At 67.3% G+C, this 25377-nt stretch carries 30 protein-coding genes; 14 read left to right on the top strand and 16 right to left on the bottom strand.

Annotated elements, in window-relative coordinates; translation table 11 throughout:
- Positions 1 to 182: 182 nt before the first annotated feature.
- A complete protein-coding gene (locus ACGFJ2_RS31895; protein ID WP_358202380.1) occupies positions 183 to 1148 on the bottom strand; it encodes a hypothetical protein in 966 nt (321 codons plus the stop codon).
- Between the two features lie 217 nt (positions 1149 to 1365).
- On the opposite strand from ACGFJ2_RS31895, the gene ACGFJ2_RS31890 reads away from it, so the two are divergent.
- On the top strand, positions 1366 to 2319 hold the full coding sequence (locus tag ACGFJ2_RS31890) for a GntR family transcriptional regulator (RefSeq protein WP_357959626.1): 954 nt from the start codon (positions 1366 to 1368) through the stop codon (positions 2317 to 2319).
- On the opposite strand, the gene ACGFJ2_RS31885 is transcribed toward ACGFJ2_RS31890, so the two are convergent.
- From ACGFJ2_RS31885 to ACGFJ2_RS31870, 4 genes are all read right to left on the bottom strand, one after another.
- Positions 2316 to 3299: a BtrH N-terminal domain-containing protein gene (locus tag ACGFJ2_RS31885; protein WP_393474548.1), complete on the bottom strand. Its 984-nt coding sequence runs from the start codon at positions 3297 to 3299 to the stop codon at positions 2316 to 2318. The genes ACGFJ2_RS31890 and ACGFJ2_RS31885 overlap by 4 nt on opposite strands.
- 71 nt (positions 3300 to 3370) lie before the next feature.
- On the bottom strand, positions 3371 to 5614 hold the full coding sequence (locus tag ACGFJ2_RS31880) for a bifunctional polysaccharide deacetylase/glycosyltransferase family 2 protein (RefSeq protein WP_393474545.1): 2244 nt from the start codon (positions 5612 to 5614) through the stop codon (positions 3371 to 3373).
- Positions 5611 to 6114 carry a hypothetical protein gene (locus ACGFJ2_RS31875; RefSeq protein WP_358202347.1) on the bottom strand — a complete coding sequence of 168 codons (504 nt, stop codon included), beginning with the start codon at positions 6112 to 6114 and terminating at the stop codon, positions 5611 to 5613. Before ACGFJ2_RS31875 ends, ACGFJ2_RS31880 begins: the two co-directional genes overlap by 4 nt.
- Positions 6115 to 6176: 62 nt before the next feature.
- Positions 6177 to 6368, bottom strand: coding sequence for a hypothetical protein (locus ACGFJ2_RS31870; protein WP_393474542.1), 192 nt, complete (start codon positions 6366 to 6368; stop codon positions 6177 to 6179).
- 26 nt (positions 6369 to 6394) lie between these two features.
- On the opposite strand from ACGFJ2_RS31870, the gene ACGFJ2_RS31865 reads away from it, so the two are divergent.
- Genes ACGFJ2_RS31865 through ACGFJ2_RS31855 form a run of 3 tightly spaced genes read left to right on the top strand, consistent with a single transcriptional unit; the run spans position 6395 to position 10438 of the window.
- Entirely contained in the window at positions 6395 to 7867 is a 1473-nt protein-coding gene (locus ACGFJ2_RS31865; protein WP_393474539.1) for an AMP-binding protein, read from the top strand.
- Positions 7864 to 9207 carry a condensation domain-containing protein gene (locus ACGFJ2_RS31860; protein WP_393474536.1) on the top strand — a complete coding sequence of 448 codons (1344 nt, stop codon included), beginning with the start codon at positions 7864 to 7866 and terminating at the stop codon, positions 9205 to 9207. The genes ACGFJ2_RS31865 and ACGFJ2_RS31860 overlap by 4 nt, the downstream gene beginning before the upstream one ends.
- A 37-nt stretch (positions 9208 to 9244) precedes the next feature.
- Entirely contained in the window at positions 9245 to 10438 is a 1194-nt protein-coding gene (locus ACGFJ2_RS31855) for an acetyl-CoA carboxylase biotin carboxylase subunit family protein (protein WP_393474533.1), read from the top strand.
- 164 nt (positions 10439 to 10602) lie between these two features.
- On the opposite strand, the gene ACGFJ2_RS31850 is transcribed toward ACGFJ2_RS31855, so the two are convergent.
- On the bottom strand, positions 10603 to 10920 hold the full coding sequence (locus ACGFJ2_RS31850; RefSeq protein ID WP_357959649.1) for a hypothetical protein: 318 nt from the start codon (positions 10918 to 10920) through the stop codon (positions 10603 to 10605).
- Positions 10921 to 11335: 415 nt separating this feature from the next.
- On the opposite strand from ACGFJ2_RS31850, the gene ACGFJ2_RS31845 reads away from it, so the two are divergent.
- Positions 11336 to 12172: a hypothetical protein gene (locus ACGFJ2_RS31845; protein ID WP_393474530.1), complete on the top strand. Its 837-nt coding sequence runs from the start codon at positions 11336 to 11338 to the stop codon at positions 12170 to 12172.
- A gap of 121 nt (positions 12173 to 12293) precedes the next feature.
- Here the strand turns inward: ACGFJ2_RS31845 and ACGFJ2_RS31840 are convergent, their stop codons facing one another.
- From ACGFJ2_RS31840 to ACGFJ2_RS31825, 4 genes are all read right to left on the bottom strand, one after another.
- Entirely contained in the window at positions 12294 to 12644 is a 351-nt protein-coding gene (locus tag ACGFJ2_RS31840; RefSeq protein WP_357959655.1) for a hypothetical protein, read from the bottom strand.
- Between the two features lie 22 nt (positions 12645 to 12666).
- Positions 12667 to 12987 (bottom strand): hypothetical protein, encoded by a 321-nt coding sequence (locus ACGFJ2_RS31835; RefSeq protein WP_357959658.1) that lies wholly within the window; start codon positions 12985 to 12987, stop codon positions 12667 to 12669.
- Between the two features lie 171 nt (positions 12988 to 13158).
- Complete coding sequence (locus ACGFJ2_RS31830) at positions 13159 to 13518, bottom strand: hypothetical protein (RefSeq protein WP_357959661.1); 360 nt, start codon at positions 13516 to 13518, stop codon at positions 13159 to 13161.
- Positions 13519 to 13529: 11 nt separating this feature from the next.
- Positions 13530 to 13937: a hypothetical protein gene (locus ACGFJ2_RS31825; protein WP_357959664.1), complete on the bottom strand. Its 408-nt coding sequence runs from the start codon at positions 13935 to 13937 to the stop codon at positions 13530 to 13532.
- 99 nt (positions 13938 to 14036) lie between these two features.
- Here ACGFJ2_RS31825 and ACGFJ2_RS31820 point away from each other — a divergent pair, with 99 nt between their 5' ends.
- Complete coding sequence (locus tag ACGFJ2_RS31820) at positions 14037 to 15272, top strand: helix-turn-helix transcriptional regulator (protein ID WP_357959667.1); 1236 nt, start codon at positions 14037 to 14039, stop codon at positions 15270 to 15272.
- Positions 15273 to 15340: 68 nt separating this feature from the next.
- On the opposite strand, the gene ACGFJ2_RS31815 is transcribed toward ACGFJ2_RS31820, so the two are convergent.
- The 4 genes from ACGFJ2_RS31815 to ACGFJ2_RS31800 form a co-directional block, all read right to left on the bottom strand.
- On the bottom strand, positions 15341 to 16288 hold the full coding sequence (locus tag ACGFJ2_RS31815) for a DUF1152 domain-containing protein (RefSeq protein WP_357959669.1): 948 nt from the start codon (positions 16286 to 16288) through the stop codon (positions 15341 to 15343).
- Positions 16257 to 16961 carry a class II aldolase/adducin family protein gene (locus tag ACGFJ2_RS31810; RefSeq protein ID WP_357959672.1) on the bottom strand — a complete coding sequence of 235 codons (705 nt, stop codon included), beginning with the start codon at positions 16959 to 16961 and terminating at the stop codon, positions 16257 to 16259. Before ACGFJ2_RS31810 ends, ACGFJ2_RS31815 begins: the two co-directional genes overlap by 32 nt.
- Positions 16958 to 17227, bottom strand: coding sequence for a nucleotide-binding domain containing protein (locus tag ACGFJ2_RS31805; RefSeq protein ID WP_393474524.1), 270 nt, complete (start codon positions 17225 to 17227; stop codon positions 16958 to 16960). The genes ACGFJ2_RS31810 and ACGFJ2_RS31805 overlap by 4 nt, the downstream gene beginning before the upstream one ends.
- 82 nt (positions 17228 to 17309) lie before the next feature.
- Positions 17310 to 18029 (bottom strand): four-carbon acid sugar kinase family protein, encoded by a 720-nt coding sequence (locus ACGFJ2_RS31800; protein ID WP_393474521.1) that lies wholly within the window; start codon positions 18027 to 18029, stop codon positions 17310 to 17312.
- 131 nt (positions 18030 to 18160) lie between these two features.
- On the opposite strand from ACGFJ2_RS31800, the gene ACGFJ2_RS31795 reads away from it, so the two are divergent.
- The gene (locus ACGFJ2_RS31795; protein ID WP_393474518.1) at positions 18161 to 18952 is read left to right on the top strand and encodes a DeoR/GlpR family DNA-binding transcription regulator; all 792 of its coding nucleotides are present in this window, start codon (positions 18161 to 18163) and stop codon (positions 18950 to 18952) included.
- A 48-nt stretch (positions 18953 to 19000) separates the two neighbouring features.
- Here the strand turns inward: ACGFJ2_RS31795 and ACGFJ2_RS31790 are convergent, their stop codons facing one another.
- On the bottom strand, positions 19001 to 19540 hold the full coding sequence (locus ACGFJ2_RS31790) for an SMI1/KNR4 family protein (RefSeq protein ID WP_357959683.1): 540 nt from the start codon (positions 19538 to 19540) through the stop codon (positions 19001 to 19003).
- Positions 19541 to 19717: 177 nt separating this feature from the next.
- Here ACGFJ2_RS31790 and ACGFJ2_RS31785 point away from each other — a divergent pair, with 177 nt between their 5' ends.
- The 6 genes from ACGFJ2_RS31785 to ACGFJ2_RS31760 all read left to right on the top strand — a co-directional run bounded on the left by ACGFJ2_RS31785 (position 19718) and on the right by ACGFJ2_RS31760 (position 23801).
- A complete protein-coding gene (locus ACGFJ2_RS31785; RefSeq protein WP_357959685.1) occupies positions 19718 to 20233 on the top strand; it encodes a hypothetical protein in 516 nt (171 codons plus the stop codon).
- Positions 20234 to 20333: 100 nt separating this feature from the next.
- Positions 20334 to 20825, top strand: coding sequence for a hypothetical protein (locus ACGFJ2_RS31780; protein WP_357959688.1), 492 nt, complete (start codon positions 20334 to 20336; stop codon positions 20823 to 20825).
- Between the two features lie 123 nt (positions 20826 to 20948).
- On the top strand, positions 20949 to 21332 hold the full coding sequence (locus ACGFJ2_RS31775; protein ID WP_357959690.1) for a hypothetical protein: 384 nt from the start codon (positions 20949 to 20951) through the stop codon (positions 21330 to 21332).
- Between the two features lie 301 nt (positions 21333 to 21633).
- The gene (locus ACGFJ2_RS31770) at positions 21634 to 23199 is read left to right on the top strand and encodes an alpha-L-arabinofuranosidase B (RefSeq protein WP_393474513.1); all 1566 of its coding nucleotides are present in this window, start codon (positions 21634 to 21636) and stop codon (positions 23197 to 23199) included.
- A gap of 129 nt (positions 23200 to 23328) precedes the next feature.
- Complete coding sequence (locus tag ACGFJ2_RS31765; RefSeq protein WP_393474510.1) at positions 23329 to 23586, top strand: hypothetical protein; 258 nt, start codon at positions 23329 to 23331, stop codon at positions 23584 to 23586.
- On the top strand, positions 23514 to 23801 hold the full coding sequence (locus ACGFJ2_RS31760) for a cellulose binding domain-containing protein (protein ID WP_393474507.1): 288 nt from the start codon (positions 23514 to 23516) through the stop codon (positions 23799 to 23801). The genes ACGFJ2_RS31765 and ACGFJ2_RS31760 overlap by 73 nt, the downstream gene beginning before the upstream one ends.
- Positions 23802 to 23812: 11 nt before the next feature.
- Here the strand turns inward: ACGFJ2_RS31760 and ACGFJ2_RS31755 are convergent, their stop codons facing one another.
- Positions 23813 to 24253 (bottom strand): SRPBCC family protein, encoded by a 441-nt coding sequence (locus tag ACGFJ2_RS31755; RefSeq protein ID WP_364008259.1) that lies wholly within the window; start codon positions 24251 to 24253, stop codon positions 23813 to 23815.
- Positions 24254 to 24390: 137 nt separating this feature from the next.
- Between ACGFJ2_RS31755 and ACGFJ2_RS31750 the strand changes: the two genes are divergently transcribed.
- A complete protein-coding gene (locus ACGFJ2_RS31750; RefSeq protein WP_357959702.1) occupies positions 24391 to 25377 on the top strand; it encodes a DUF1838 family protein in 987 nt (328 codons plus the stop codon).

Below are 25377 nucleotides of genomic sequence, written 5' to 3'. Positions count from 1 at the left end.
GACGCACATCTCGGGGACGCCATGAGTAACCCCTACTCAGAAATTGCCCCGCCCCGGTCCTGCGCGCCGGGGTCAGGTGTGAAGCAGCTCCGTGAGCGGCCCGCGCACATCGGCGGGATACAGGTTCAGCTGGTCATACGATTCGCCCCTGAGGTCGGCCCACGCCTTTATGCCTGCTGGGCCTAGCGGGGGTTGCCGGACAGGTGCTGCACGTTGGGCGTGCGCCCATGGCGGGCGGGTGACATCTCCCTGCGGCGGGCCGCCAAGATGGCCAGCACCGCCAGCAGGGCGGTCACGGCAACCGACGCCCCGAGCGCGATCCACGTGGCCGGGTCAGGGTGGATCAGCGACTGGCCGCGCAGCGCCTGCCACGCCGTGATGGCGAACAGCGCGGCGTAGCCCACGATGACGACCCCGGTCAGCTGGGCGCGGGCGCGTTCGCCGCGCAGCCAGCTGACCCGGGCCGCGAGGGCGGTGAGAACCAGCACCGCGAGGACGAACACCTGCATGGAGTGCAGGCTGATGAAGTGCGGAACGCGCAGGTCGCCACCCACGGTGCTCCAGTTCGTGATCGGCATGCCGTCGCCGTCGGGCACCCCCACCCCGTGGCCCCCGACCAGCGGGACCGGGTTCCCGTAGGCATCTTCGGCCATCCGGGGCGTCCTGTTGGCCGTCCCGACCATGAAGGACGCCAGCCCCATGCCCATGACGGCCAGCCCGATCCCGGCACGCAGGGCCCAGGTGAGTGCCGGTTCACCGATCCGCTGGAACAGCAGCATGATGGCGATGAGCAGGTTCGCCCCGAACAGCCCGACCACGCCTGTGGAGAAGACCACCTGTCCGATCGTGTTGAACGTGTCGGCGCCGGTGTTGAAGTGGCTGTAGGTGCCGCGAGCGGCCTGTACCGCGATGAAGCCGACGTCGATCATCCCGGCGACGGCCAAGGCCGTTCCGAGGTTCCACATCGTGCGCTTCGCCTTGCGAAGCTTCGGCAACAGCCAGGCGAGCGTCGCGCCATGGATGACGAACGACACCCCGAACTTCAGCGGCTTCACCCAGATCGACTGCTGCATGAGCTCGCGGCCGTCTGTGAGGAGGCCGAAGAGCGCGACGACGATGAGCGCGGACATCGCCGCCACCATGATCATCAATGGTCGATGCCACGACCGCACTTCGGTTAACGAGAAGGACATCGGGTCCTCCGATCGGGCCGGTGCGTACGGTGTATTAAGTGTCATGCGTACAGAGTAGCTACGCCGGGCATGAAAGCCGCACTATTCTGCGCTTAAGACAAATAAAGTGAACTAGTGTTGTAGCGATCGAACTAGTACACTGTAGCGATCTCACCAAACGAATCGGGGGCACATGTCGTCGTCAACGCAGCGACCGGACCCGCCATACCGGCGGATCGTCGCGGAGATCCGTACTCGGATCCTGACCGGCGACCTGCGGCCCGGCGAGCGGATGCCGTCCATCCGGCAGATCGCCCAGCGATGGGGCGTCGCGGTCGCGACCGCGACCAAAGTGATGGCGACGCTCCGCGACGACGGGCTGGTCGAGACGAAGGTCGGTTCTGGCGCGGTGGTCAGCGCACGCGCGGCCCGGCAGCAGCCGACCGGCCCGAGCGCGTCACTGAAGCCGCGTCAGGGCGGCATCACCAGGCTGAACCGGAAGCAGGTTCTCCGCACCGCCATCGCGACCGCCGACGCCGAGGGACTCGACGCCGTCTCCATGCGGCGACTCGCGGCCGAGCTCGGCGTCGGTCCGATGTCGCTGTACCGGCACGTGGCGAACAAGGACGAGCTGGTGACGCAGATGGTCGACGAAGCCTTCGGCGAACCGGATCTGCCCATCCCGGGGCCGGAGGGGTGGCGAGCCAAGCTCGAACTGATCTCTCGCAGTCAGTGGGAGCTGTGCCGGCGACACCTCTGGCTGCCGAGGGCCATCTCGTTCACTCGCCCGTCGCTCGTCCCCAACATGATGGAGCACACAGAGTGGACCCTGCGCGCACTCGACGGGCTCGGGCTGCCCGCGGCGACCGGGATCCAAGAGGCGCTCACGCTGCACACGCTGGTCCTCACCATTGCTCTGTCCATGGCGGATGAGGTCGAAGCGGAGCAGGAGACCGGCGTGACGCTCGACCGGTGGTGGCTGGCCCAGCGGAAGCGAACCGACGAACTCCTCCACAGCGGACGCTTCCCACTGCTGGCCGCGATCCCAGAGGAAGCGGCGTCGGACCTGAACGGACTGTTCGAGTACGCCCTCGCGCGCCATCTCGATGGTTTCGCCGTCTTGGTGGAGGGCCGCGGCGGGTGTTAGAGCTCACTCAGCACGTGCATGGCGTCCCGCTCGATCCGTGAAAGGTCGTGGAGGATGGCGCCGGCCTGCTCAAGCTGCGCCGCGTCGCCGTTCTCTCCGGCCTTCGCGATCAAGTCGGCCACGCTCGTCCACAGCGCGGCGGCCTCGGCGTACAGCCGGTGACCGGTACGCAGGCGGTCATCGTCGACGAGTTCGGCGCACTCGCCGAGGAAGTCACGGTAGAGGGCGCGGAACAGGGCGCCGCCGGTGCCGGCCTTCTCCATGAGTACGGCCGCTTGTGGTAGGTCGCGCTGCGGATCGTCCGTACGCAGCAGCCACTTGGGCACCTGGCTCGCGGCTTTTTCGATGCCGCGGTGGCCCAGGTTCGCGATGGGAGGGGCCAGGAAGGCGTCGGCGCAGGCTTTGATCGCGGGGATGATCCGGTCCTGCCAGGAGGGCGCGTGCGCCGGCAGGGTGATGGAGAACGAGCGGTTCCTGGCGGTCATCGGGCCTCGTTCGGCCCTCGCCATGGCCAGGCTGTTCCGGCTCGTACGTACGGCCCCTCCCTGCTGCGCGGTGTCCACCAGGTAGGCATCGTGCTCGTCATAGCCGTACATGGCGACGATGTGGCCGCCGAAGTGCACCTTGGACTGGAAGTAGGCCAAGTGGAAGGAGTCGAGCTGGAGGCCGACCGGGCGACCGGCGTCGATCTGGGCGGCCACGTTCTCCCACGCCTTGCGTAGTGAGGTGGTCTCATCGATCGACAGCGTCAGCCCGAGCCTGGCAGTCAGGTTTCTGGTGAGTTCAAAGGGCTTGACGCGCCCGCCGAGGAAGGGGAACGGCATGCTTTTGCTGTCCCAGTAGATGAAGGACAGGCCCGAGCCGAGCCCGAACAGCATGGGCTCGGACAGATCAAGTCCCTCATGCCGTAGCAACACTCCCAGGGCCGTCGTCTCGCAGTGCTGCAGGCCACGGCCCTCGATGCCGTGCACGGTGGTCATGTCGCTCTCCTCGGTAGCCGGGCGATCGGTGTGTGCAGCATGGGGTCTCCCACAGAGGAAGAGTCAAGCCGTCAGCGCAAGAGACCGGGAGCGGTGGGTGCGCTGAACGTGCCCTCCCTGCGTACTGTGTGCCAGCGCAGCCGTACGCCCAGCACCGCGGTCGCCAATGACTGGATCACCACGAGGTACAAGAGCTGGCGGTAGACGAACTGCTGCAAAGGGAGCACCCACAGGGCCGAGGCGCGCTCGCCGTCCAGGCGGAGCGCGTACCAGCCGGTCACCGCCTGCACCGCGACGAACCCGGCCCACACCGCGACCACCGGCAGGGGATCGCCCACGGCCGTGCTGTAGATCGCCATGAGGTCGACGACGGGTGCGAGCAGCGGCAGCAGCACCTGGAACAGCGCCAGGTAGCCGAGGCAGCGGCGGCCGAACGGGTCCTGGTCGAGCACGGCGCGTCGATGCTTCCACATCGCCTGCATGGTGCCGTAGCACCAGCGGTAGCGCTGCTTCCACAGCTGGCCGAGCGTGGTCGGGGCCTCGGTCCAGGCCAGGGCCTTCTCCTCGTAGACCACCCGCCATCCGGCCCGGCACAGTGCCATCGTGAGGTCGGTGTCCTCCGCCAGCGTGTCGGTGCTGACGCCGCCCAGCGCCACCAGCGCCGAGCGCCGGAACGCCCCGATCGCGCCGGGTACGGTCGCCATGCAGTCGAGTTGCTCGAAGGCGCGCCTGTCGAGGTTGAACCCGATGACGTACTCGATGTGCTGCCAGCGCCCGATCATGCCGCGCCGGTTGCCGACCTTGGTGTTGCCGCTCACCGCGCCGACCGTGGGGTCGGAGAGCTGGCGTACCAGGTGGCCGATCGTCGCGGGTTCGAAGACGGTGTCGCCGTCCACCATGATGAGCAGCTCGTGCCCGGCCGCCGCGATGCCCGTGTTGAGCGCCGCGGGTTTGCCGCCGTTGCGCTGCCGGATCACCCGTACGTTGGCCAATCCCAGCTCGGCGGCCAGTTCGGCGGTCGCGTCGGTCGAACCGTCGTCGATGACGAGGATCTCCAACCGGCCCTGGTAGGTGGTGTCGGCCAGTGAGCGTACCGTCGCCTGGATCCCCGCCGCCTCGTTGTAGGCGGGCACGATCACCGTCACCGGCGGGGGCGCGGGCCACGCGGGCGCGCGTCCCCTTCGCCGCTTTCCACCTCTGGTACGGCGGGCATGCACCCACGCGAGCACGGCGAAGAAGACCAGCCGCGCCAGCGTGAGCGCGCCCGCGGCGACGAGCACCCACATCAGCGCGTCGGTGAACCATCCGGATACGCGCTGGGCCACGTTCAACGCCGAGCCGACGAACCGGTCCACTCCGCCGGCCTGCTGCTGTGCCGGTGGCATGCCGAGGGCCTTGGTCACCGTGACCGCCCGGTAGCCCTTGCCCGCCATCTCCTTCAGGACCAGATCGACGGCCTCGACGGTCTGCCGCCTGTCGCCACCCGAGTCGTGCATCATGACGATCGCGCCCCGGCCCCCGGCCGGAAGCGACGAGGTCACGATCTTCCGCGTGCCGGGGCGGCTCCAGTCCTTGGTGTCGAGATCCGTCAGCGTGACGAGGTACCCCTCGGCCGCCAGCGCCTTCATGCTCTCCCACTGCGGGCCCGTGATCGCTTCGGGCGTGGAGGAGTACGGCGGGCGGACCAGAGCGGTGTGCAGCCCGGTCGCTCCCGCCAGGGCCTTCTGCGTCAGTGACAGCTCCAGCCTGAGCCGCCATCCGGGAACCGTCGCCAACTCGGCGTGCGTGTAGGTGTGGCTGCCCAGCTCATGGCCTTCCGCGACGATCCGCTGAGCCAGATCGGGGTATTTCGCGACCTTCGAGCCGACGACGAAGAACGTCGCCTTGGCACCGTGCTTCTTCAGGGCGTCGAGCACCGCCGGCGTCCAGGCGGGGTCCGGGCCGTCATCGAAGGTGAGAGCGATCGTCTTGTTCGGCAGGTGCGCGCTGGAGGGCTCGCTGCCCGTGAGGTTCAGCACGGGTCCGCCCCGCCGCATCTCCGCCAGCTGTGCGGAAGGGTGGTCGGTGGCGGGCGGAGCGGCGCGAGTCTCGCCGACGACGTTGGTCACGTACCCGTTGAGTACGAGGGCGCCGGCCGCCAGCAGCATGCCGATGGCCAGCAGGAACCAGTGCCCTCTTGGGTCGGCTCGTTTGGCGGAAGGGGGCGTGGGCGCGATCGGTCGGTCCTGCTCAGCCTGGGCCGAAGTGGGATCCTGCCAGGCGGCGACCGCCGGACGCGGCCAGACCTGCTTGCCCTGGTCGGCCAGGTCGCTCACTTCTTCGGCCCCTTGGTCCGGTCCGGGTCGAGCCCCGGCGGCGTCTTGTTCTGGCCCGGGGGTAGGTCGGTGGGCTCGACTGTGGGCCCGACCGTGGGCTCGGTGGTCGGCTCCGGTGCCGGTTCCGTGCTCGGCTTCACGCTGGGCGACGACGACGGGGTCCGTACGGTCGCAGGGTCCTGCGACCGTACGGCGGACCGGGTGCTGCTTGGAGTGGGCCGCGACGAGATGCGGGTCACCGAAGGGGTGGGTCGCTTGGTGCGGCTCGTCCGAGGCGTCGGTGAAGGGTCGGGCGAAGCCGTGCTGCCCATCCCGCCCTTCTGATCGCCCGGCCACCCGGTCACCGACAGCGTCGTGTTGGAGAACAAGCCGCCGATGACGACGGCGAGCAGCGCGAGGGCCAGCACGCCGGACGCGATCGAGCCGATCATGATCAGTCGTCGCCGGCGACCGCTCTGGTCGACGAAGACGGCTGTCGTGTGGTGATGCTCAGGGGACACATCGGGAAATGGTAATGACCAGATGTAACTTGTGGGGAAATAGTGTGATTTGGACAGGGTGCTTAGCGGTGTCTGAGTCGTACCGCGGCGCGGAAGCCGTCGTTGAGGCGGCCGCCTTCGGTGGCGGTGACCGGGACCATCGTCCACGGCTGGTCTGGGCCGAGCAGGGTCGAGTATGCCGGAACAAAGCCCTGGTCGAGCAGGGAGACGGCGAAGTCTGTCGACACGCGGCCCAAGGCGTCCAGGGCCGCCATGCCGTGGCACGCTCTACGCCGGTTGCGTGATCCTCCCGATCGATCCGGTGCTGTCGCCGGAGCTCCGTGACTCTATGACCAGCGTGGCGCGCTTTCTGGTCCGCGCGGACGGCCTCTTCGAGCCTGGGCAGACCCGGCCGATGGCCGTCCCGGACCAGGTGGCGCCGCTTGCCGAGCCCGCCAAGCTGGACGCCCGCTCGCCCGCGTACCTCTGCTTCACCTCCGGCAGCACCGGGCGTCCGAAGGCGGTGCTGGGCGCGCACGACTCGCTGGCCCATTTCTTCCGCTGGCAGCGGGACACCTTCGAGGTCGGGCCGGGCGACCGTATGGCGCAACTGACGAGCTGGTCCTTCGACGTGGTGCTGCGCGACATCTTCACCTCGCTGATCAGCGGCGCCACACTCTGCCTGCCGGGATCGCGGTCGCGGGACGCCGGACGGGTCTTCTCGTTCGCGCGGACGTACGGGATCACGCTGGTTCACACGGTTCCGTCGCTGGTCCGGCGGTGGCTGGCGACCGCCGCCGTGGACACCGCCGTGCCGACCCTGCGGGTCGCCTTCTTCGCCGGGGAGCCGCTGCACGCGGAGCTGGTGAACGACTGGCGCGGCCGGGTGGCGCCCGGCTGCCGGGTGGTCAACCTGTACGGGCCGACGGAAACCACCCTTGCCCAGTGCGCTTTCGAAGTGTCCGACGAGCCGGGCACCGGCCCGTTGCCGGTCGGGCGGCCGTTGCCCGGGTGCTCGGTCGGCGTACTGCGGCCGGGGTCCTGGGAGCCCGATGACGTCGGCGAGGTGGTGCTGACAACGCCGTATCGGTCACTGGGCTACCTCGGCACGGACAGTACGTTCGAGACGGGTCCCACGGGTGAGCAGGTGTACCGCACCGGCGACCTGGGGCGGTGGGACGAGCGAGGGTTGCTGCATCTGCTCGGCCGGTTGGACCAGCAGGTCAAGGTGCGCGGTGTCCGGCTGCGGCTGCCGGAGGTCGAACGGGTGCTGCGCGGTGTGGCCGGCGTCCGGGAGGCCGCCGTGGTCGTCGCGGGCGATGCACGGCTTGTCGCCTATCTCGTGGGGGATCCGGCCGTGCCGCCCGTTCGGGTGTTGCGGGAGGCGGTTCTGCGGGAGTTGCCGGCCGCGGCGGTTCCGGATGAGTTCGTCGTACGTACGGACCTGCCACTGCTGCCGAACGGCAAGATCGACCGCACAGACCTGCGCTCCCAGGCCAGCGCCCCGGCCCCGGCCTTGGCCCCGGCCTCGGTTAAGCCCAGCGAATCTGGGGGGAACGTGCTGGTCGTCGAAACCTGCCGACGGGTCCTGGGCGTCGAATCGATCTCGCTCACCGCGGATCTCTTCGAGCTCGGCGTCGATTCGATGTCCGCGATGGAGATCGCCGCCCGGCTGGAGGACGCGCTGGAAGCGGAGATCCCGTACGGTCTGGTCTTCGACCACCCCACCGTCGAAGAGATCTCCCGCTACCTCGCCGACCGGAGCCTCGGGTGACCGGCCCGATCACCCCGTCGTGGACCCAGCGCAGCCGCCTGCTCCGGCTGGTCGAGGACGCGGAGGCCGGGCTCTACCGGCCGCAGCACACGATCTCCGCGTTGCGCGTACGCGGTTCACTGGACCTCTCCGCGCTGAACCTGGCCTGGCTCCGGCTGCAACGGCGGCACCCGATCCTGCTCACGTCCTTCGACCCGCACAAGCCGCTGTGGCGGCTGGACCCGGCCGACCCGGTTGACCTGGTACGGCTGCCGCGCCTCGCCGACGCTCGGCAGGCGCTGGTGCGGGAGGCCGAGCGGCCGTTCGACATAGAGCGGGGACCGCTGACCCGGCTGGTCGCCATCCCGCTTCCGGATGCCGCGGAGACGCTGCTCGGGCTGGTGACCGACCACCTGGTCTCTGACGCGTGGTCGCGGCGGATCCTCCTGGGCGACCTGTACCGGCTCTACGACCTGGAGATCGGTGCGTCGACCGGGAACCTGCCCCCGGCGCCGGCCGCGTACGTCGGCTGGGTGGAACGCCAGAACGACTACCTGGAGTCCACAGCCGGCCTCAACCTGCGCCGGAAGCTCACGCGGCACGTTCTCCTCCCCGACCGGGGGCCTGCTGACCGGGGGACCGCCGAGCGGAGGCCCGTCGGCCGCGGGACCGCCGACCAGGGGCCTGCTGACCAGGCCGATGTCCCGCGGATCGAGCGGCAGCTCGACGTGGACTCGTACGAGCGCCTGCTGCCGGCCGCGAAGCGGTTCCGGCTGACCCGGCTCCAGCTCGTCCTGGCCGCCCTGGACGCGGCGTCGGCCGAACTGGGTGGTCATTTCCCCGCCGCGACGATCATGGCGGTCGCCGGTCGTCCCCGCCCCGACCTGCACGGCTCGGTGGGCTGGTTCGCCGACCAGGTCGCCGTCGTCAACCGGGGCAGGCATGCCGATCCAGAGGAGCAGCTGCGGTCGTTCCGCGAGGCGGTCGTCGCGGCGCTGGACTCGGCGCGCGTTCCATGGGCGCTGGTCGTCGCGGACACCGTGCCGGAATGGTTCACCCACTCGATGTCGCTGCCGTACATCTCGTTCAACGCCCAGCCACGGCGGATGGGCCCCGCCCTGCGCCAGGCCGCCTTCGCCGGCACCGAGATCGAGGAGTTCCCTGTCCACCTCGGCCGGCCGGACGGGGCTCTCCTGACGTACTGGTCGGAAGACGACGTCGGCGGCCTGCGGGCGGCCCTGCGGTACAAGCCCGAACGCTACAGCGAGGCGGACGTCCTCGCGCTCTGGGAGAGCACCATCGCAAACCTCGACCGGTTCGCCGAAAGCGCGGGCCGGACAGTTGGGAGCGCCGACGGATGAGGTTGTTCGTCATCGGCATAGTTAGGAGTGCGGGCCAGTGAGGTTGTTCGTCATCGGTGCGGACCCGCGCCGCGAGTGGGCCTTTTCCACCTGGCTGCGCGCCGGCCTGTCGGTCACCCTCGCGGACGGGGTCAGCGGCGGCGGTTTCGAGCACGCCGTCGATCGTTTCCATCCGGTCGAGGTCCGCGATGAGAAGGCCGATGTGGAGTCACTAGTACGGATGGCGGCCAGCCACGACGGGGTGACCACGCTGGCCGAGGGATCGCTGATCACCGCCGCGACAGTGGCGCGGGAACTGGGCCTGCCGGGTCCGGGAGTCGGCGCGGCGCGCATCGCCCGCAGCAAGATCCGCCAGCGCTGGGCCGGTCAGCGGCACGGCCTGACCGGCCCCCGGCACTCGGCCGTCACCGGCCCCGACGATCTCGTCCGCTTCTTCGCCGCCGGAGTCCAGGCCGCGGTGCTGAAGCCGCCGGACGCCTCCGCGAGTGCCGCCGTGTTCGCCGTACACAGTGTCGAAGAGGCGCTGGACCGGTGGCCGCGAGTACGGGCGATCTCGCCGAGCCGTACCGGCATCGTGGAGGAGTACCTGCCCGGAGCGGAGGCGAGCGTCGAGGCCGTGGTGCGGGGCGGCGAGCTGGTCTTCTCCTCGCTGACCCGCAAGCAGACAGGTGGCCCTACCGGCTTTCTCGAAGTCGCCCACACCACCGACCAGGCCGAACGCCCCGACGCCGCCGTCAGCGCGCTCGTCCACGACCTGATCGCCGCCTGGCAGGTCGAATCGGCCATCTTGCACGTCGAGGTGAAGCTCGACGGCGGCCGCCCCGTCCTGCTGGAGGGGACGATACGACCGGCAGGCGACTACATCACCGAACTGGTGTCCGCGGTGCATGGCCGCGACCTCTACCTCGACCAGGCGCACCTGGCGCTGGGCCGGCCGCTCGCGGCGGACCGCCCACCCCGCGCCCGCCGGGCCGAGGTGCGCTTTCTGCTGGCCTCCGGCATCGTCCGCCGGAACGTCGCCCCGGTGGAGGTGCTCGCCGGCCTGCCGGACGTCAAGATCGTCCGGCAACTCGCCGCGGCCGGCTGCCGCCTTCCGCCACTGACCGCGAACTGGGCCAGGGCCGGGTACGCCCTCGGCTGGTCCACGGACGACGGCGAGTCGCTGACCGGCCAACTCCGGACGGCGGTCACCGATCTCGGCAAGCTGATGGGCACGCCGGAACTGGCCTGACTATAGGACGATCTCGGGATCGAGCTGACATGGGTCTTTCGGCGGCGAGGTTCAGTACCGGGAGTCTTTCCAGTCGTCCGGTCCCGCTGTCTCGTCGGCGGAGGGGACCGCGATGTCTGTCTTGGCGCCCCACCCGGTCAGGCGAGCGTCGACGACGTGGGAGATCAGGCGCTTGCCGAGCCTTCGGGCAGGGAGGTACGGACCCTGCGCACCAACTGGTCCTCTCCGAGCCACAGCCGCCACGAGAGTTCGGTCTTTGCGTACTTCCCGTCGTGCTGAGCCCGGAACGCGGCCGACGCCTTGTAAAGCTGGCTGAAAGTGAGCGTCCCCTGGTAGACAGTAGTACGGGTGTTGTCGTAGGTGCCGCCGGGTCGCTTGATATCAGTTGTGCCCAATATCGCCTTCAGCGTCTCTGGACCGGCGAGATCGATCCCGCCGGAATGCAGGAAGGGACGGGTCTTCTCGTCCTCGGAGAGGAGCACCCAGGTCTTCCCCTCGGGAGCGGGACTGATCCAGCCCTGGCAGTCCGTCCGGCCCTTGAACGTGAGGAACGCGGGGGATCGTCAGGGGTCTCGGGGCTGGCGACGTCCCTGACGTCGGTGCCGGTCACTCCGGCCTTGCCGAACTCGGCTTGGGTCTTTTTCCGATAGCTCGTTCTTCCCCGGTTTCCAAGACCTCTGGGAGGTTGTCTCTGAACCTGCACCGTTGATCAGTCAGCTGTAGTTGGGGAGTGCACACTAGTGGAGCTGAATTGCCGATGGGCCCATGGGGCAATTCATCGCATATCACGGACGGAAGCGATCGTTTCCCGTCAGCCAGGAGGGCCCGTGGGGCTTTCTAGCAACCGGTGAACGCAACAGTCGGATGATGGCCAGCCCAGCGCCTTGCCGTGATGAGATGGAGATCATCCTCTGTGATGATCGGCGCATGAAACGCATGAGCGTCGTGCTGGTGGTGGCCAGCCTGCTGAGCGTCACGATTCCCGGCGGCGCCGTGCGCGCGGCACCCGAATCGGAGACTCTCGACTCGGTCGTTAAAGCGATCAAGAAGCAGTTCGCGAAGAAAAGCAGCGTGCGCTTCTCCGTCAAGCGACGCGGCGGGCCCCCAGCCACCTGGGACATCAGGGCGTCCGGTGCGTACCGCTTCAGTGCTTCAGGCGTGTACGCCACCGAAACCACGACGATCTCCCATGAACCAGGAGGGACAGGCCGGTCCCGGGAAATCAGCATCGGCCCGGACTTCTACTCGCAGGCCTACGTGCGTTCCAAAGACGGCAAGTACACCTGGAAGTCGCCTTCGACAGTGGGGAAATGGACCTACGGCGGGCGGAACCTCCCCGGGGTCATCTGGGGAGAGGACCTGATCAACGGGATCAACCCGGGCTTCCTCAAACTGGGCGCCTCCCACGGAACAACCAGCACCGACGGCGGAACTTTCGAGGGAGCGAAGACGACCCTTCACAGTGGCACGGTGACGGTTCCCAAGCTGGATGAGAGGCAGGCTGGGATGTACTTCGGCACCCGGGAGGAGGAGTTCGTGTATGGCGGGCCGATCACCTGGAAACTCTGGGTAGGCCCGGACCATCTGCCGCGACGCTTCCACGCCATCATGAGGTTCACCCGGCCGGAGGGCGGCGACACCTACACCATGACGATGAACATCATCTACCGAGGATGGGGAAAACCTGTCAAGATCACGGCCCCGCCCAAACACCTCATCACCGACGACTGGTGATCAACGAGTGGCGGAACGGCACACTCAACGTACCCACCAAGGTTCTGCATAGTTGTCGCGCAGATCGATGTAGGAGCGATCTGGGCGGCGACGGCACCGCCTCGTGGGCAACGGCGCGCTCTCAGGCGGCCTGCGGAGTGGATGCCGGCCTCCGGGTCCACGCCTGCGGCCTTTTCCTGGTCAACCGCCTGGTCATGAGCGTGATCGCGGCTACGGTCAGGTGAGCTTCGCTGTGCGAGGGCTTGCGCTCGAAGATCACGTTGCGGCGGGCGTTCATCATCCAGGGGTGCGTTCTTTCGACGATCCTTCGCCTCGCGAGTACTTTGAACCCGGTCTGGCCAGGCCGTTTGGTCACGATCTTCAAGGTGAGGCGGAGGAAACGGCGGACCCAGCCCACCAGAACCCCGGCGTAGGCGCTGTCGCCCCATATCAGCGTCAACTGTGGATGCAGCATCCGCAGCCGGGCCAGCACTTCCCGGGCGGCAGTTGTCCATTTATGCGGCTTGACGCTGCAGTTCGGGGAAACGGCTGGTCCACAGGGCGCGAACCTGTGGAGGCAGGACCAACTCGGGCCAGAGGGCCCGCAGGAGCGAGGCGTTCAGGAAGCGCCGCAGGTCATCCGGCGTGGCACTTTCCCGGATCACCCGCATATACATCAGCTGGGCATCGGCGGTCTGCTCCAGGTCGCAGCTACGCCTTGGTCCCCAGCCGAGGTGATGGGGAAGCACGATGACACCCCTGACGGGCCCGGTGAGCTCTTCCAACGTGTCGGGCATGACGTAAGGGCGGACTTCTCCGTATCCCTTCGCATCCATGCCTCCAGTGTGACCGATCCGGGCTGAGCGCGCAGTTGATCTTGCTAACGGGTGTGCTAACAACAGCTACGGAGAGTCATGGATTTCCATGGACGATGGGGCCGGTTTGTGGGGGGTGAGCTGGTCAGCCGAAGGTTAGGGCTCCAAGGGAGATCTCAATCTGGCTCTGCCTCAGGCGGTGTGTTTATCTTCGATGTGAATGACGATCAAATCGTGCCCGTCTTGATCGCGCTTGCTACGGCCGAAGAGGCCGACCGTGAGATCATCGTGGTTCTCCAACTCGCTGGGATCGACGTACGTGAGAACGTCGGGATGATGGCCGGTTACGGCCCAACCGGGTGCGTCGTCCAGGTCAACGATGTCGAAGTCTCCGGCCGGGGTGCCCGCGTGAACGGGACCGTACTCCCGTAAGAGCGAGGTCGCCTGCTGGCCGAGATCGTCGGTCGGCTCCATCAAGATGACGCAGGTTCCGTTGGCGAAGAGCACCCAGGACTTGGCGGGGTCCAGTAGACGACGCCAGGTCTCGATCATGGCCGTTTTGTTCATGCGGAGCAGCGTAACGGGGGACTAGGGGGGTCACTAGTGGACGGGGTGTTCGGCGGACTGATGCCTGACCGCGTGTTGTGCAAGAGGGCTGATTGCCAGGCCAGCGTGGACGCGAGCGCGATGGCGTCCTCCTGCCGGACGATCCGCATGACGCCTTCCGTCGCCATCTCCAAAGTGAGCGTCCTGCGGAGCTCGGCTGTCCACCACATCCGCCCGGACGCATCGCTCTCATAGTCGATGTCCCAGCCCGGATAGGTGTTGCGGAGCACCGAGAGCTGACGGCCGCGGAGGTCCAGCAGGAGAGCGGCATCGGCAACGACCTCGCGGACGTTCGGGTCAGTGGCCATGAGCGCGTGCGCGCCGGTGTCGGTCATCGCGTCGCGGTTGTTCGTGTCCCAGTGCACGGTTCCATCACACTCGCCTGTGGTACGACTGCGGGAGAGGACACCGGTGGCGCACCCTGCCATCCGCCTGTGTCCGCTCGTCCCCCGGAGGTGCGTGTGATGAGCAAGGTTCCGGCCTGGGCCGGTCGGCTACGCATCGAGCGGACCAGGCGAGGATGGTCTCAACGGGATCTTGCCCGGCAACTGTCCAGGGTCGCAGACAGGGTCCTGCCTGAGCCGGAGAGCATAATTCGCAGAATCCGGGACCACGAGTGCGGGAAGCACCGGCCGGACGATGAGTACGCCGAGCTGTACTGCCGCGTGTACGGGTTGAGCGAACACGCTCTCTTCCACGACGAGGACGAAGCGACGTACCTCGGCGACGAGATCGACGCGATCGAGCTCGCCCGTCGAGCGGGGGCCAGCGACGTCGGCCGGGAGACCCTGGAACGGCTGGAACTCGCCGTGGATGACCTGTCGTCGGCTTACCCTCGCACGCCTCCGGGCCAGCTGCTTGTACGAGTGAAGCGGCACCTGGAGTACGTCGTGCGGCTCTTCGACGGCAAGAAGACCATCGCCGAGCATCGACGCCTGCTCGTGGCCGGCGGTTGGCTGTCATTGCTTGCGGCAACCTGCCACATCGACCTGCGGCAATACCCCGCTGCAGCGGCACGCCTGCGGACCGCCGGACAGCTGGCCGGCCACGCCGAGCACTCCGAGATCAAGGCGTGGTGCCTGGAAACAGAGGCGTGGCAGGCTCTCACCGAGGGCGAGTACCAGCACGCGATGATCCTCTCCCAGGGAGCGCAAGACGTCGCTCCGCGCAGGAGTTCGGCCTACGTCCAGGCGACCGGGCAGGAAGGCCGGGCGTGGGCGCGGATGGGGAAGGGAACCGAGACCAGGGCCGCGCTGAACCGGATTCACCAGATGGTCTCTCCGATGCCTATCCCGGACCAGCCAGAGCACCACTTCCGATATGACCCCGCCAAGAGCGAGGCATACACCGCGACGACGCTATCGTGGCTGGGCGATCCTGCGGCCGTGGGCTACGCACGGCAGGTACTCGCTCGGTTGGAGTCCACGGAGGACGGTGGGCCGCGCCCGCGCAGAGCCGCCTCCGCTCGGCTCGATCTGGCTTTGGCCCTGCTCGCCACGGACGAACCGGGAGAGGCTGGTCACATCACCCTCCAGGCGGTCATGAGCGGCCTACTCGTACCCTCGAACTACTGGCGGGCCCAGGAGGTCATCGCGGGCATCGAGGGGCACGGCCTGGCCGAAGTCGTCGAACTACGCGAGGCGTACCGCGAGCTGTACGGTCGATCGTCGAAGTCGCAGCAACCACAGCTCGGCGTGTGAAGACGGACGTCGCGACCCATCAGTTCGACACTCCCGTTGGACAGCACGACTTGCTCGGGCCGGAGTCCCTAGTGCGGGAACGCCTTTGGCGGACGGGGTGTCACCTCGTCGCGGAACGTCTCGATGACGGAGACGACCTGGCGCATGAGTTCGGTGTCCCGGAGCCGGTCCAGATAGAGCGAGCGCCGGGCCAGCGCGTCGAGGTCCACGGCGAAGTAGATGGCCATGAGCGGGTTGACGAACAGCTCGCTGCCCTTCGTCCGGTCGGTGAAGCGCACGTCCCCGAACTCGCCGCGTACGGCCGCCGCGATCGAGCCGTTCACGATGCTCGGGTACGTCGGCAGCTCGGCCTGGGCGTGCGCGACGGCGTCGAGATAGAGCGCACCCGCCTTCGTGGACCTGGAGACCGACGACGTGCCCAGGTAGGCGCCGTCGCGTTCCAGGGCCGCCAGGTTCTCCAGGACCTGTACGTGGTTGACGCCGTGGTAGGCGTCCACCCCGAAGCCCAGGCAGGCCACGATCTTCTCGGGGACGTCGAGAGCGTGGGCGGCGGCCAGGCTCGTCATGTCCTCGGCTGGGGTGCCGAGGCCGGCTTCGTCGCCGCGCATGAGGATGTCGGTGCCGCCGTCCACCAGGACGACCGCGTCCAGGTCGAGGTGCTCGGCGAGCTTGGCGTACGCGGCGCGCAGCGGGCGGACGCCGACCTTGGGGAAGGCGTAAACAGTCGACGGCTGGCCGTGCGTGGCCAGCCAGCGGGCCAGGCAGCCCTCGGGGAAGTACCAGTCGCGGGTCGCGGTGTCCGGGCGTATCTCCGCCACGTCCTCGAACAGCCAGACGCCCAGGTCGAGGGCGTCGAGGTGGCTGAACGACAGGTTCGCCAGGTGCACCTCCTTGCCGGCCTCCCGAAGAGACAGGGCCAGGGGTAACCCGGCGTACACGTCGAAGCCTCCGCCAGCGCCGGCGACGAGGATCCGGCTGGAACGCTCAAGCCGGGCGGACAGCGGCGTGCCGAACATGCGTCACATCTTTCCGCAAAGACGTGGGCCCATGTTCGTCCGCGCCCGCGCCCCAGGGAGTCCCGTACTTGCCGGTGAGCTCGCGGATCTCCGCGTCGGCGAGGAGGCGGGGTTCACGGTCGCCGAGCAGCAGGAGCAGCGCGCAGACCTCCTCGACCTCGACGGCCGCCTCCACCGCCGCGCGCATCGACGAGCCGGTCACGATCGGGCCATGGTTCTGCAGGAGTGCGGCCCGGAACGGGAAGTCGAGCCGTTCCAGTGCCCCGGCCTGGGCCGTGTCCCCCGGAGCGGCGTACCCGATCAGTGGCGTCTGTCCGACCCGCATGACGAAGTACGGCGTGAGCGGCGGGATCGCGCTGCGCGGTGACCACGGCGGCAGGCAGGCGACGGCCGCGGCGTGCCGTGAGTGCAGGTGGACGACCGCCTTGGCGGCCGGATCGCGCCGGTAGAGCGCGAGGTGCAGGGGGAACTCCTTCGACGGCATGGGCCCGGCGACGTGCGTGCCGTGCTCGTCCAGGACCGACAGCCCCTCGGGGTCCAGGGCGGCCAGGTCGGCGCCGGTTGGGGTGATGAGCAGGCGGTCGCCCTCTCGGACGCTGAGGTTGCCCGACGAGCCAGGGCTCAGGCCGAGGGCGGCCAGGTGGGCGCTCGCTTCGATCAGTTCGGCGCTCACGACAGCTTGTCCCATGCGGTGGGGAAGATGTCCGTCTCCCCGAAGTTGCCGGATTTGAGGGCGAGGTTGATCGGCAGGCAACGTTCGTTCAACCGCGCTTCCGTACGCGACCAGGTCATGCCGGGACTGATCTCGGCGCCGATGCGCAGGGTCCGGGCGCCGAGTGCGGTGACCACGGCTCCCGATGTCTCGCCACCGGCCACGAGCAGGTGGTGGGCCCCGGCCGCCACCAGGTCGGCCGCGCACCGGGCGAGCGCGCGTTCCACGAGCACCGCGTCCGTGCCCAGGTCCGCGTCGGTATCAAGGTCCGGGCCGAGGTTCGCGTCCGTGCCCAGGCCCGCGTCGGTGTCAAGGTCCGAGCCGAGGTTCGCGTCCAGGTTCGCGTTCGAGGCCGAGCGCCAGACCGGCCGCGCCGGTCACCAACCGTAGGTCGGCGGTGGCCGCCGCGATGGCGCGCAGGTCGGCGTCCGTGGTGGCGTCGACGACGGTCAGCGCGCCGTCGGCCTCCTGGGCGTTCAGGGCCGTACGGATGTGCGAGGCGCCTGCCCGTACCGTGTCGTGACCGATGAAGTGCACCCACCGCCGCGTCTGAGGGGACAGCAGGCGGCCGAGGTGCGAATCCCGCATGGGCGTCAGCGGGTGGTCGCGCATGGGGCTTTCGTCGAGCAGGTCGTCGTGGACGAACAGCCGGCCGCGATAGACGGTGCGGCCGGTCGCCGGGAAGGCGGGCACCACCACCGTACGCGTCTCGCCGAGGGCGTCCAGCAGCGCGTCGGCCACCGGGCCGATGTTGCCCTCGGGTGTGGAGTCGAAGGTCGAGCAGTACTTGAAATAGAAGCGCTCGCATCCCGTGGCGCGCAACGCCTCCAGCGCCGCCACCGAGTCGCGCACGGCGTCGGCGACGGGCGCCGTGCGCGACTTCAGCGCCACGACCACGGCATCGGCCTGGGAGTCGACAAGGCCGCCGGAACCGACGGCCACCACGGTGCGGAACCCGCGGGCGACCAGCATCGTGGCGAGATCCGTCGCTCCTGTGAAGTCATCGGCGACGGCCCCTAGGTACGGCATCAGCCCTCCGGGCGTGTGACGACAGCGTTGATGTGAAGATAAAGTACATTACTTGACGTAGATGTGAATCGATGACTAGCTTCTGTTAAATCGCACCACTGCCTGTGGACCGACCAGGGAGGGAAAGCACGATGACCGCCCCGGAGGAGCCTCCACTCATCCCGGACCAGCGCCGCGAAAGGCTCCTCAAGCAGCTACGGCGCGAGGGTGTGCTGAGCGTCCAGCAGATCACCCAGATCTTCGGCGTCTCGCACATGACGGTGCGGCGCGACATCGCGGAGCTGGAGCGGCAGGGGCGGGTCTTCTCCGTCCCGGGCGGTGTACGCATCGCCCACCAGGTGCACACCGAGCCGACGTTCCATGACAAGTCGCTGATCGAGCAGCCTGAGAAGCGGGCCATGGGCCGGGCCGCCGCCGAGCTGGTGAAGGACGGCATGACCGTCTACCTCGACGCGGGAACGACCATCCTGTCCATGGTCGCGTTCCTGTTGCCGCGCGAGAGGCTGACCGTGGTGACCAACGACTTCACCACGGTCGACGAGCTCCAGGCGGCCAGGCACCTGTCCGTCATCCACACCGGCGGCCAGGTCGAGCCCGACAACCGCTCCAGCGTGGGGCGGCTGGCCGCGGCCACCGTACGGCAGCTCGCCTTCGACCTGGCCTTCATCAGCGCTGGCTCGTGGGACCTCATCCGCGGCGTCACCACCCCGGCCGCCGCCAAGGTGGAGATCAAGCAGGCGGCGATGGAAGCGGCGTCACGCTCGGTGCTGGTGGCCGGGTCGTCGAAGTACGGAAGTTTCGGGATGTACCGGGTCGCGCCGCTGAGCGCCTTCGACATGGTGATCACCGACGCCACACTTACGGAGGCGGCCGCCGAAGGGATCCGCGCCGGCGGCACCGACCTTGAGCTGGCCGGGATCTAGCGCCTTCTCCGCTCCGGTACGGTCTGGGCTTGTCTGCCACCTGACTCCCTATGACAGCGGCTCACAGACGAGCGGATGGCCTTCGGTGCCTTGCGCGAACCCACTTGTGTCGTATCGAGCACCGGAGGCCCAACCCACCAGCCACTCGGTCATGGTCTCCGCGATGGGCGGCTCTTGCCCGGCCTCGTGCGGAACGATGATCACCGGCCAGGCTTCAGGCTCGCCTAAGGTCAACCAGCCGATGTCATCGCCGTCGATGGTGCTGCCCCAGCGGAAGAACCCCCCGGGTTCGGGCCACATGGCGAGCGTGAAGTCTTCGGGAGAGTCCTCTCTGAGGTCTCGGTAGTAGTCCATTTCCTCAGGCAACCCAGCACATCGCTCTTTGGTGAGCAGACGCAGGTCGCAGACATACAACCAACGAGCGAAGTCGCAGCTCCCGTAGCGTTCTATGAAAGCGACGTAATCATCCGGAAGCCGCATCCCGATATCCGCGAAAACCTCATCCCAGGCACGAACGCCGAAGACCGGTGAGGGCGGCGGGGGAACAAGGGCGGTGAGCTGCTCAAGCGGCGCAGGGTCGTATGGCACGCCGCCGACTGTAGCGGCAGCGACAGACAAACCTATGCCTTCCGCGGAGGCACCCAGCTCCGGAATTAGCCGTAATCATTCATGCCATGCGCAATGCGTGACGGCCAGGCCGGTGATGTGAGTGTTCGACTCGCGGGAGCAAGCGTCAATTGCGCTGGTCTGTGGTTGACTGGCGCAGTGATCAATTTACATCCGGCACTGGGAACGGCGAGAAAGAGCTGGCTGACACTAGTTCTCATCGTGCTGAGCACGGTCTTCCTTGCGGGTTGCGGAGGGTTCTGGGACACGGCTACCGGCGGGGGACTGTGTCAGAAACGGGCGGATTACGAGAACGCCCTTGTCCGGGAGGCATTGGGCCCCACTTTCTCTCAGGCGGGGCTGGTCGCGTCCATGCAGGATATGAGCGACTGCGATTCATCTACGTACGGTTCATGGGTTGATGTCAACCTTGAGAAGGCGGAGCCGAAGGATGCTGTCGCGGCCTTTGTGAAGGCGGGGTGGAGCAGCCGTCCGGCCTCCGAACGCTCTCGAGACTGCCCAGCGGACCGGTGTGAGGCATACGACCTGACCAAGAAGTTCGGGCAGCGGGTTGTCGCCGTGTCGGTCGAGGGACGTTATAGCGTGACCATGTTTGTTGCTTCGGCGGCCGACGACTGCTGGGACGGCAAGGGCTACAGGTGCCTCGACGGGTAGGGACAACGCCTTCGAGTGCCTGTAGTGGTCGACCAGCTCTGTCGTCATGACTGGCTCTTCGCGTTGCCGCCGGTGGCCCTTGATCGTGACGGGGAATGTGATGAGTACAGACCTGTACGGAATTCGCGTGATGGCGCTGGAACCGGGGCAGCGGCGGGTCCGGTTGCGCGTCTTCGTCACGTATTACGACGCCGATGAGTACGACCAGGCGCTGTTGGATGGAGATACGAGCTTCTTCTTACGCGTGCTATGGGACGAGGTCGAGGATGCCGGTCCGCTGGGCGAGCAGGTCAGCTTGGATGAGATCCTCGACGACGATTGGGTTGATGGCAACACCTGGCGGTTCATCGAGCGGTATGAAGCCGTGATGTCGAAGAACGTGTCATTTACAAAGACGGACATCGCCAACCTGCCAACCAGACGCTACGACCTGCATTGGTTCACCGACGAAGAGTTGCTGGTCCAAACCGATTACGACGTGTGGGTAACCGATCCCCGCTGGTTGGCGCACCTGAGCCTGGGCCAGCACTGGACCACCACCTCGTACCCGACCCAGGCCGACCGACCGCGTGCAGAGGACGCGCTGGGTTGACCGTCGCGGCCCGCGGAACCTACGACAACCGCTCCACTGATCGGTAACGGCTCGGCAACCCTTGCGACAGATCTCGAACTCGCCAGCTGCTGTCGGCGACCAATAGGCATGACGGAGCCGATCATGGAGCCGGATCAGCAGCCGAAGGGCGGGACAGCGCTCCTGCTTCTCGGTCTCCTATGGCTCATCGGCACACCCACCCTGGGTGTTCTGGCGTTCTCGTACGGCTTCACCGTGACCGAGGGCACATCGGCGAACGAAATCCTCTTCCTGGTGTGCGGGATAGCCATGTTGATCCTCGGGCTGGGCGCCCCGCCGGTTGGTTTCATCGCCAGTCTGGCGCTGAACAACAAGGCGGGCGCATGGACCTACGGCGTGATCGTGGCGGCATTCGTCGCCCTCGCGATCGCGTTCGTCACCAAAGATCGAGGCGGCCCGGTCCACGTGGAGGAGCCGGCCGTGTGCACGGCATCACCAGACAAAGCGGTAGGGGTGCCCGGCTGTTAGGGCGACAAGCTGTGATCGTTCTGGCCGCGCCGCGTTTTCATAACTCCGCCGAAACCTTGACGCAACATAGGCTTCCGATCCATAGTGAGCCAGTCACCCCATAAGCGCGTCTCTGGAGGTCTTATAGCACGCAAGAATGTTAGCGCTAACAATGTAACCTCCTTTCCGTCCCTGTCGCAATGTCGCAGGTCGGCAGGCATGTCGCTGTGCGCACAGTCGCACGGCGGCGTCCTTCGCGTCTTTCGTTTAATGACCTGTGCCTGGAATATAGCGACGCCCCCCTGAAAGGCAGAGGTTCATCATGATTGTTCGGTCCCAATTACGGCAGCTTAAAAAGGTCCTGCTGTCCGCCGGTGCGGCCGTCGCGCTCGCCGCCGGCCTCCTGGCCGGGGTCTCCACGCCGTCCCAGGCCGCCACATCGCTGTCGTGTGACATCTACGCCGCCGGCGGCACCCCATGCGTCGCGGCGCACAGCACGACCCGCGCCCTGTACGGCACCTACAACGGCTCGCTCTACCAGGTGCGCCGCACCTCGGACAACACCACCAGGAACATCGGCCTCCTGAGCGCGGGCGGATACGCCAACGCCGCCACCCAGGATTCGTTCTGCGCGGGTACGACCTGCCTCATCACCATCATTTACGACCAGTCAGGTCGCGGTAACAACCTCACCCAGGCGCCCCCCGGCGGGTTCTCCGGCCCGGCTCCTGGCGGGTACGACAACCTCGCGAACGCGACCGCCGCGCCGACGATGATCAACGGTCACAAGGCGTACGGCGTGTACGTGGCTCCTGGCACCGGCTACCGCAACAACAACACCAACGGCGTCGCGAAGGGAGATCAGCCCGAGGGGATGTACGCGGTCTTCGACGGCACGCACTACAACGGCGGCTGCTGCTTCGACTACGGCAACGCCGAGACCAACAGCCGTGACAACGGCAACGGCACCATGGAGGCCATCTACTTCGGGAACATCAAGGTCTGGGGCTACGGCACGGGCAACGGCCCCTGGGTCATGGCCGACCTCGAGAACGGCCTGTTCTCCGGAGTGAACCCGGGTTACAACGCGAACGACCCGACCGTGAACCACCGGTTCCTGACCGCCATCATCAAGGGCGAGCCGAACCACTGGTCGATCCGGGCCGGCAACGCGCAGTCGGGCAACCTGTCGACGTACTACAACGGAGCGCGCCCCAACGTCGCGGGCTACAACCCGATGAAGAAGGAAGGGGCGATCATCCTCGGGATCGGCGGCGACAACAGCAACGGCTCCGCCGGCACCTTCTACGAGGGCGTGATGACCTCCGGCTACCCGTCGGACGCCACCGAGAACTCGGTGCAGGCCGGCATCGTCGCCGCCGGATACGCGCCGTCGAGCGGCGGCAACCCCGGCGGAACGCTCACCCCCGGCTCGTCGATCTCGCTGCGCGCGACGACGGCCTGCTGCACCGACCGCTACATCCGGCACCAGAACGACCAGGCCATCACGTCGGTGATCACCTCGGGCAGCTCGTCTCTCGACAAGAGCGACGCCTCGTGGATCGTACGCAGCGGCCTGGCCAGCGGTTCGTGCGTGTCGTTCGAGTCGAGGAACTACCCCGGCGACTTCCTGCGGCACCAGAACTACCAGCTGTACCGGCAGCACAACGACGGCAGCTCGCTGTTCGCCGCCGACGCCACCTTCTGCCCGCAGGCCGGCAAGAGCGGCCAGGGCTCCTCGCTCGCCTCCTACAACTTCCCGACCCGGTTCATCCGCCACTACAACAACATCGTCTACATCGCCAGCAACGGCGGCTCTAACGCCTTCGACAGCGCCACCTCATGGGCCAACGACGTGAGCTGGATCGTCGAACAATCCTGGGCGTAGATGACATCGCCCACCTGAGTGGAGCCGTCCCCGGTCCTTGGGGGCGGCTCCTCGCCGTTCTCCCCAGACCGTCGGGTGAAGGAGTGGCTCCATTTCAGCTAATTTCCGAAATTTTCGGCTGCGGGGTGAATGTCATCCCAGGTTGCACGGCTGCATAGGCGGTCGATCTCCGAAAGCGCCTTCGTGATCGGCGCCTTCGATCAGCGCATCGCTCTGACCATACCGATCGAGTCGGGGAGCGCGCTCGGCGCGGGAAACAACATCACCTACTGGTCCGACATTCAGGATGGCAACCACTGCGCCAACAGACCTGAATGGCGGGCCCCGTTGCAGCAGAACAACCAAAAGTTCCTGCTGAAGACGGGCAACGCAGCGACACCGGCCTGACCCCGAGCACCACCTACCGCTTCACACTGCCGGCCGGGCACACGGTGACCGGCTCGTGGAACGGCACCCTCACCGTCAGCGGACAGACCGTGACCATCAGAAACGTCGCCCACAACGGCACCCTCGCCCCCGGAGCCGGCATCACCAGCGTCGGCTTCCAGGCGACCCGCCCGAACGGCAACACCGCACTACCGTCCGGATACACCTGCGCCTGACAGCTGAGGGCCTACCTACGAGACAGCCGCGCTGCCAGGATCCGAGCGCGGGCGAGCTGGACATTGCGCGCCTGGCCGGCCGCGAACCCGGCCAGGAGCCATGGCGCCGTCAGGTCGAGCCGATCGCTCATCCGGGTACCGGTGCCGTCCGGCTCAAGGTCGAAGCGGTAGGCCATGCGTATGCGTCCCGGGCTCCGCACCTCGCCGTGGACGGACAGGCCGTCGGTGTGCAGGGCCACGTCGATCGCGTTGTCGTACGTGAAGATCCGTAAAAATCGGAAACGCTCGACGGCCCTGTACCGGATCACGTCGGGCTCCGAGCGGTCCACATCGCTGACGGCCACCACGAGGGGGGACAGACCGATGTAGCTCTCCGGCGTCGTCAGGTGCTCGAACACCTTCTCCGGTGTGGCGTCCACGTGGAATTCGTGGGTCAGCACGCTGCTCGACACCTGGCCTCCCGTACCTGCGAGTTATGTCGAAGAATTGTGGTCAGATTTCTTACCGCCGGGAAGCGCGGAATGATCACGAACAGCGGCCTGGGATGATCAGCCTGATCACTGTCACCCTCGGCATCCCAGGAGCACCCTTGTCCAAGCGTCGTGGCTTAACCCTGTCCGCGGCCCTCGCCGCGCTGTTCGTGTGCGTCGCCATCCCTGGAGCAGCGGCGGACCAGCAGACAGAGGATCCGACATATCCGGGACCGGTCTACAAGACGGTTACGGACAAGAGCGGGCTGCTGTCCCTGCAGACCAATGGGCGGCCGGACGGAAAGGACATGGTCTTCCGGATCTCAGGGGCCGTCTACGCCAACATCGAGGGCAACGCCTACGACCCGCAGCTGCGCCATGGCCAGAAACTGTTCAACATCGAGGGCTACAACATCCGGCGGCTGTACCGGGTGCCCGGCACCACGCAGCTCTACCAGCTCTCCCGCGAGATCGTCTTCTACACCGACCCCACCGACCCCACGAAGATCCTGCGGGAGTGGAAGAACCCGATCGACCAGCGCACCTACCCGGTCGTCCCGATCAACAACGACACGGTGAACTTCGGCCCGTTCAACGTCACCTCCTCCTACGTCGGCCCGCCCCTGCGGCAGATGCACGACGAGACCGAGTGGACCAGCGACATCCCGGTACGTACCGACTTCGGGGCCACGCTGGGCGAGCAGTTCGGCCTGGTGAACGGCGTCTACGCGGCCCAGGAGATGTTCGACTTCTACGTCGACGATCGCGAGGTCGCGGCCCGTACGGTCGCGGGCAGCATCCCCAAGGGCGCGATGGACACCAAGATCAGCTGGGCCAGGACGAGCCCGTGGGCGCCGTTCATGTGCCTGCCGGAGACCGGCGTTCGCGGGCAGCTGACCTACCACGCCCGCAGCTGGTCGCTGGATTCCTACCTGGACGTCGAGCCGTGGCTGCGGGCGGAGGTCGACACCGCGTACCCGCTCTTCAAGGCCGCTCCCACCGCGCCCGGCCCGAGCGAGAACTCCTGGAGCTCCTTCTACAACAAGCAGCTGGGCAAGGGTGCCACCACCTGGTCCGGCTGGTGCGCCGCCAACGGAAAGGGCTGA

The organism is Nonomuraea sp. NPDC049028 (assembly GCF_043197735.1).
In the GTDB taxonomy this organism is placed as follows: domain Bacteria; phylum Actinomycetota; class Actinomycetes; order Streptosporangiales; family Streptosporangiaceae; genus Nonomuraea.
The sequence above is the reverse complement of the archived record's forward strand: the minus strand, read 5'-3'. Positions and strand labels throughout refer to the sequence as shown.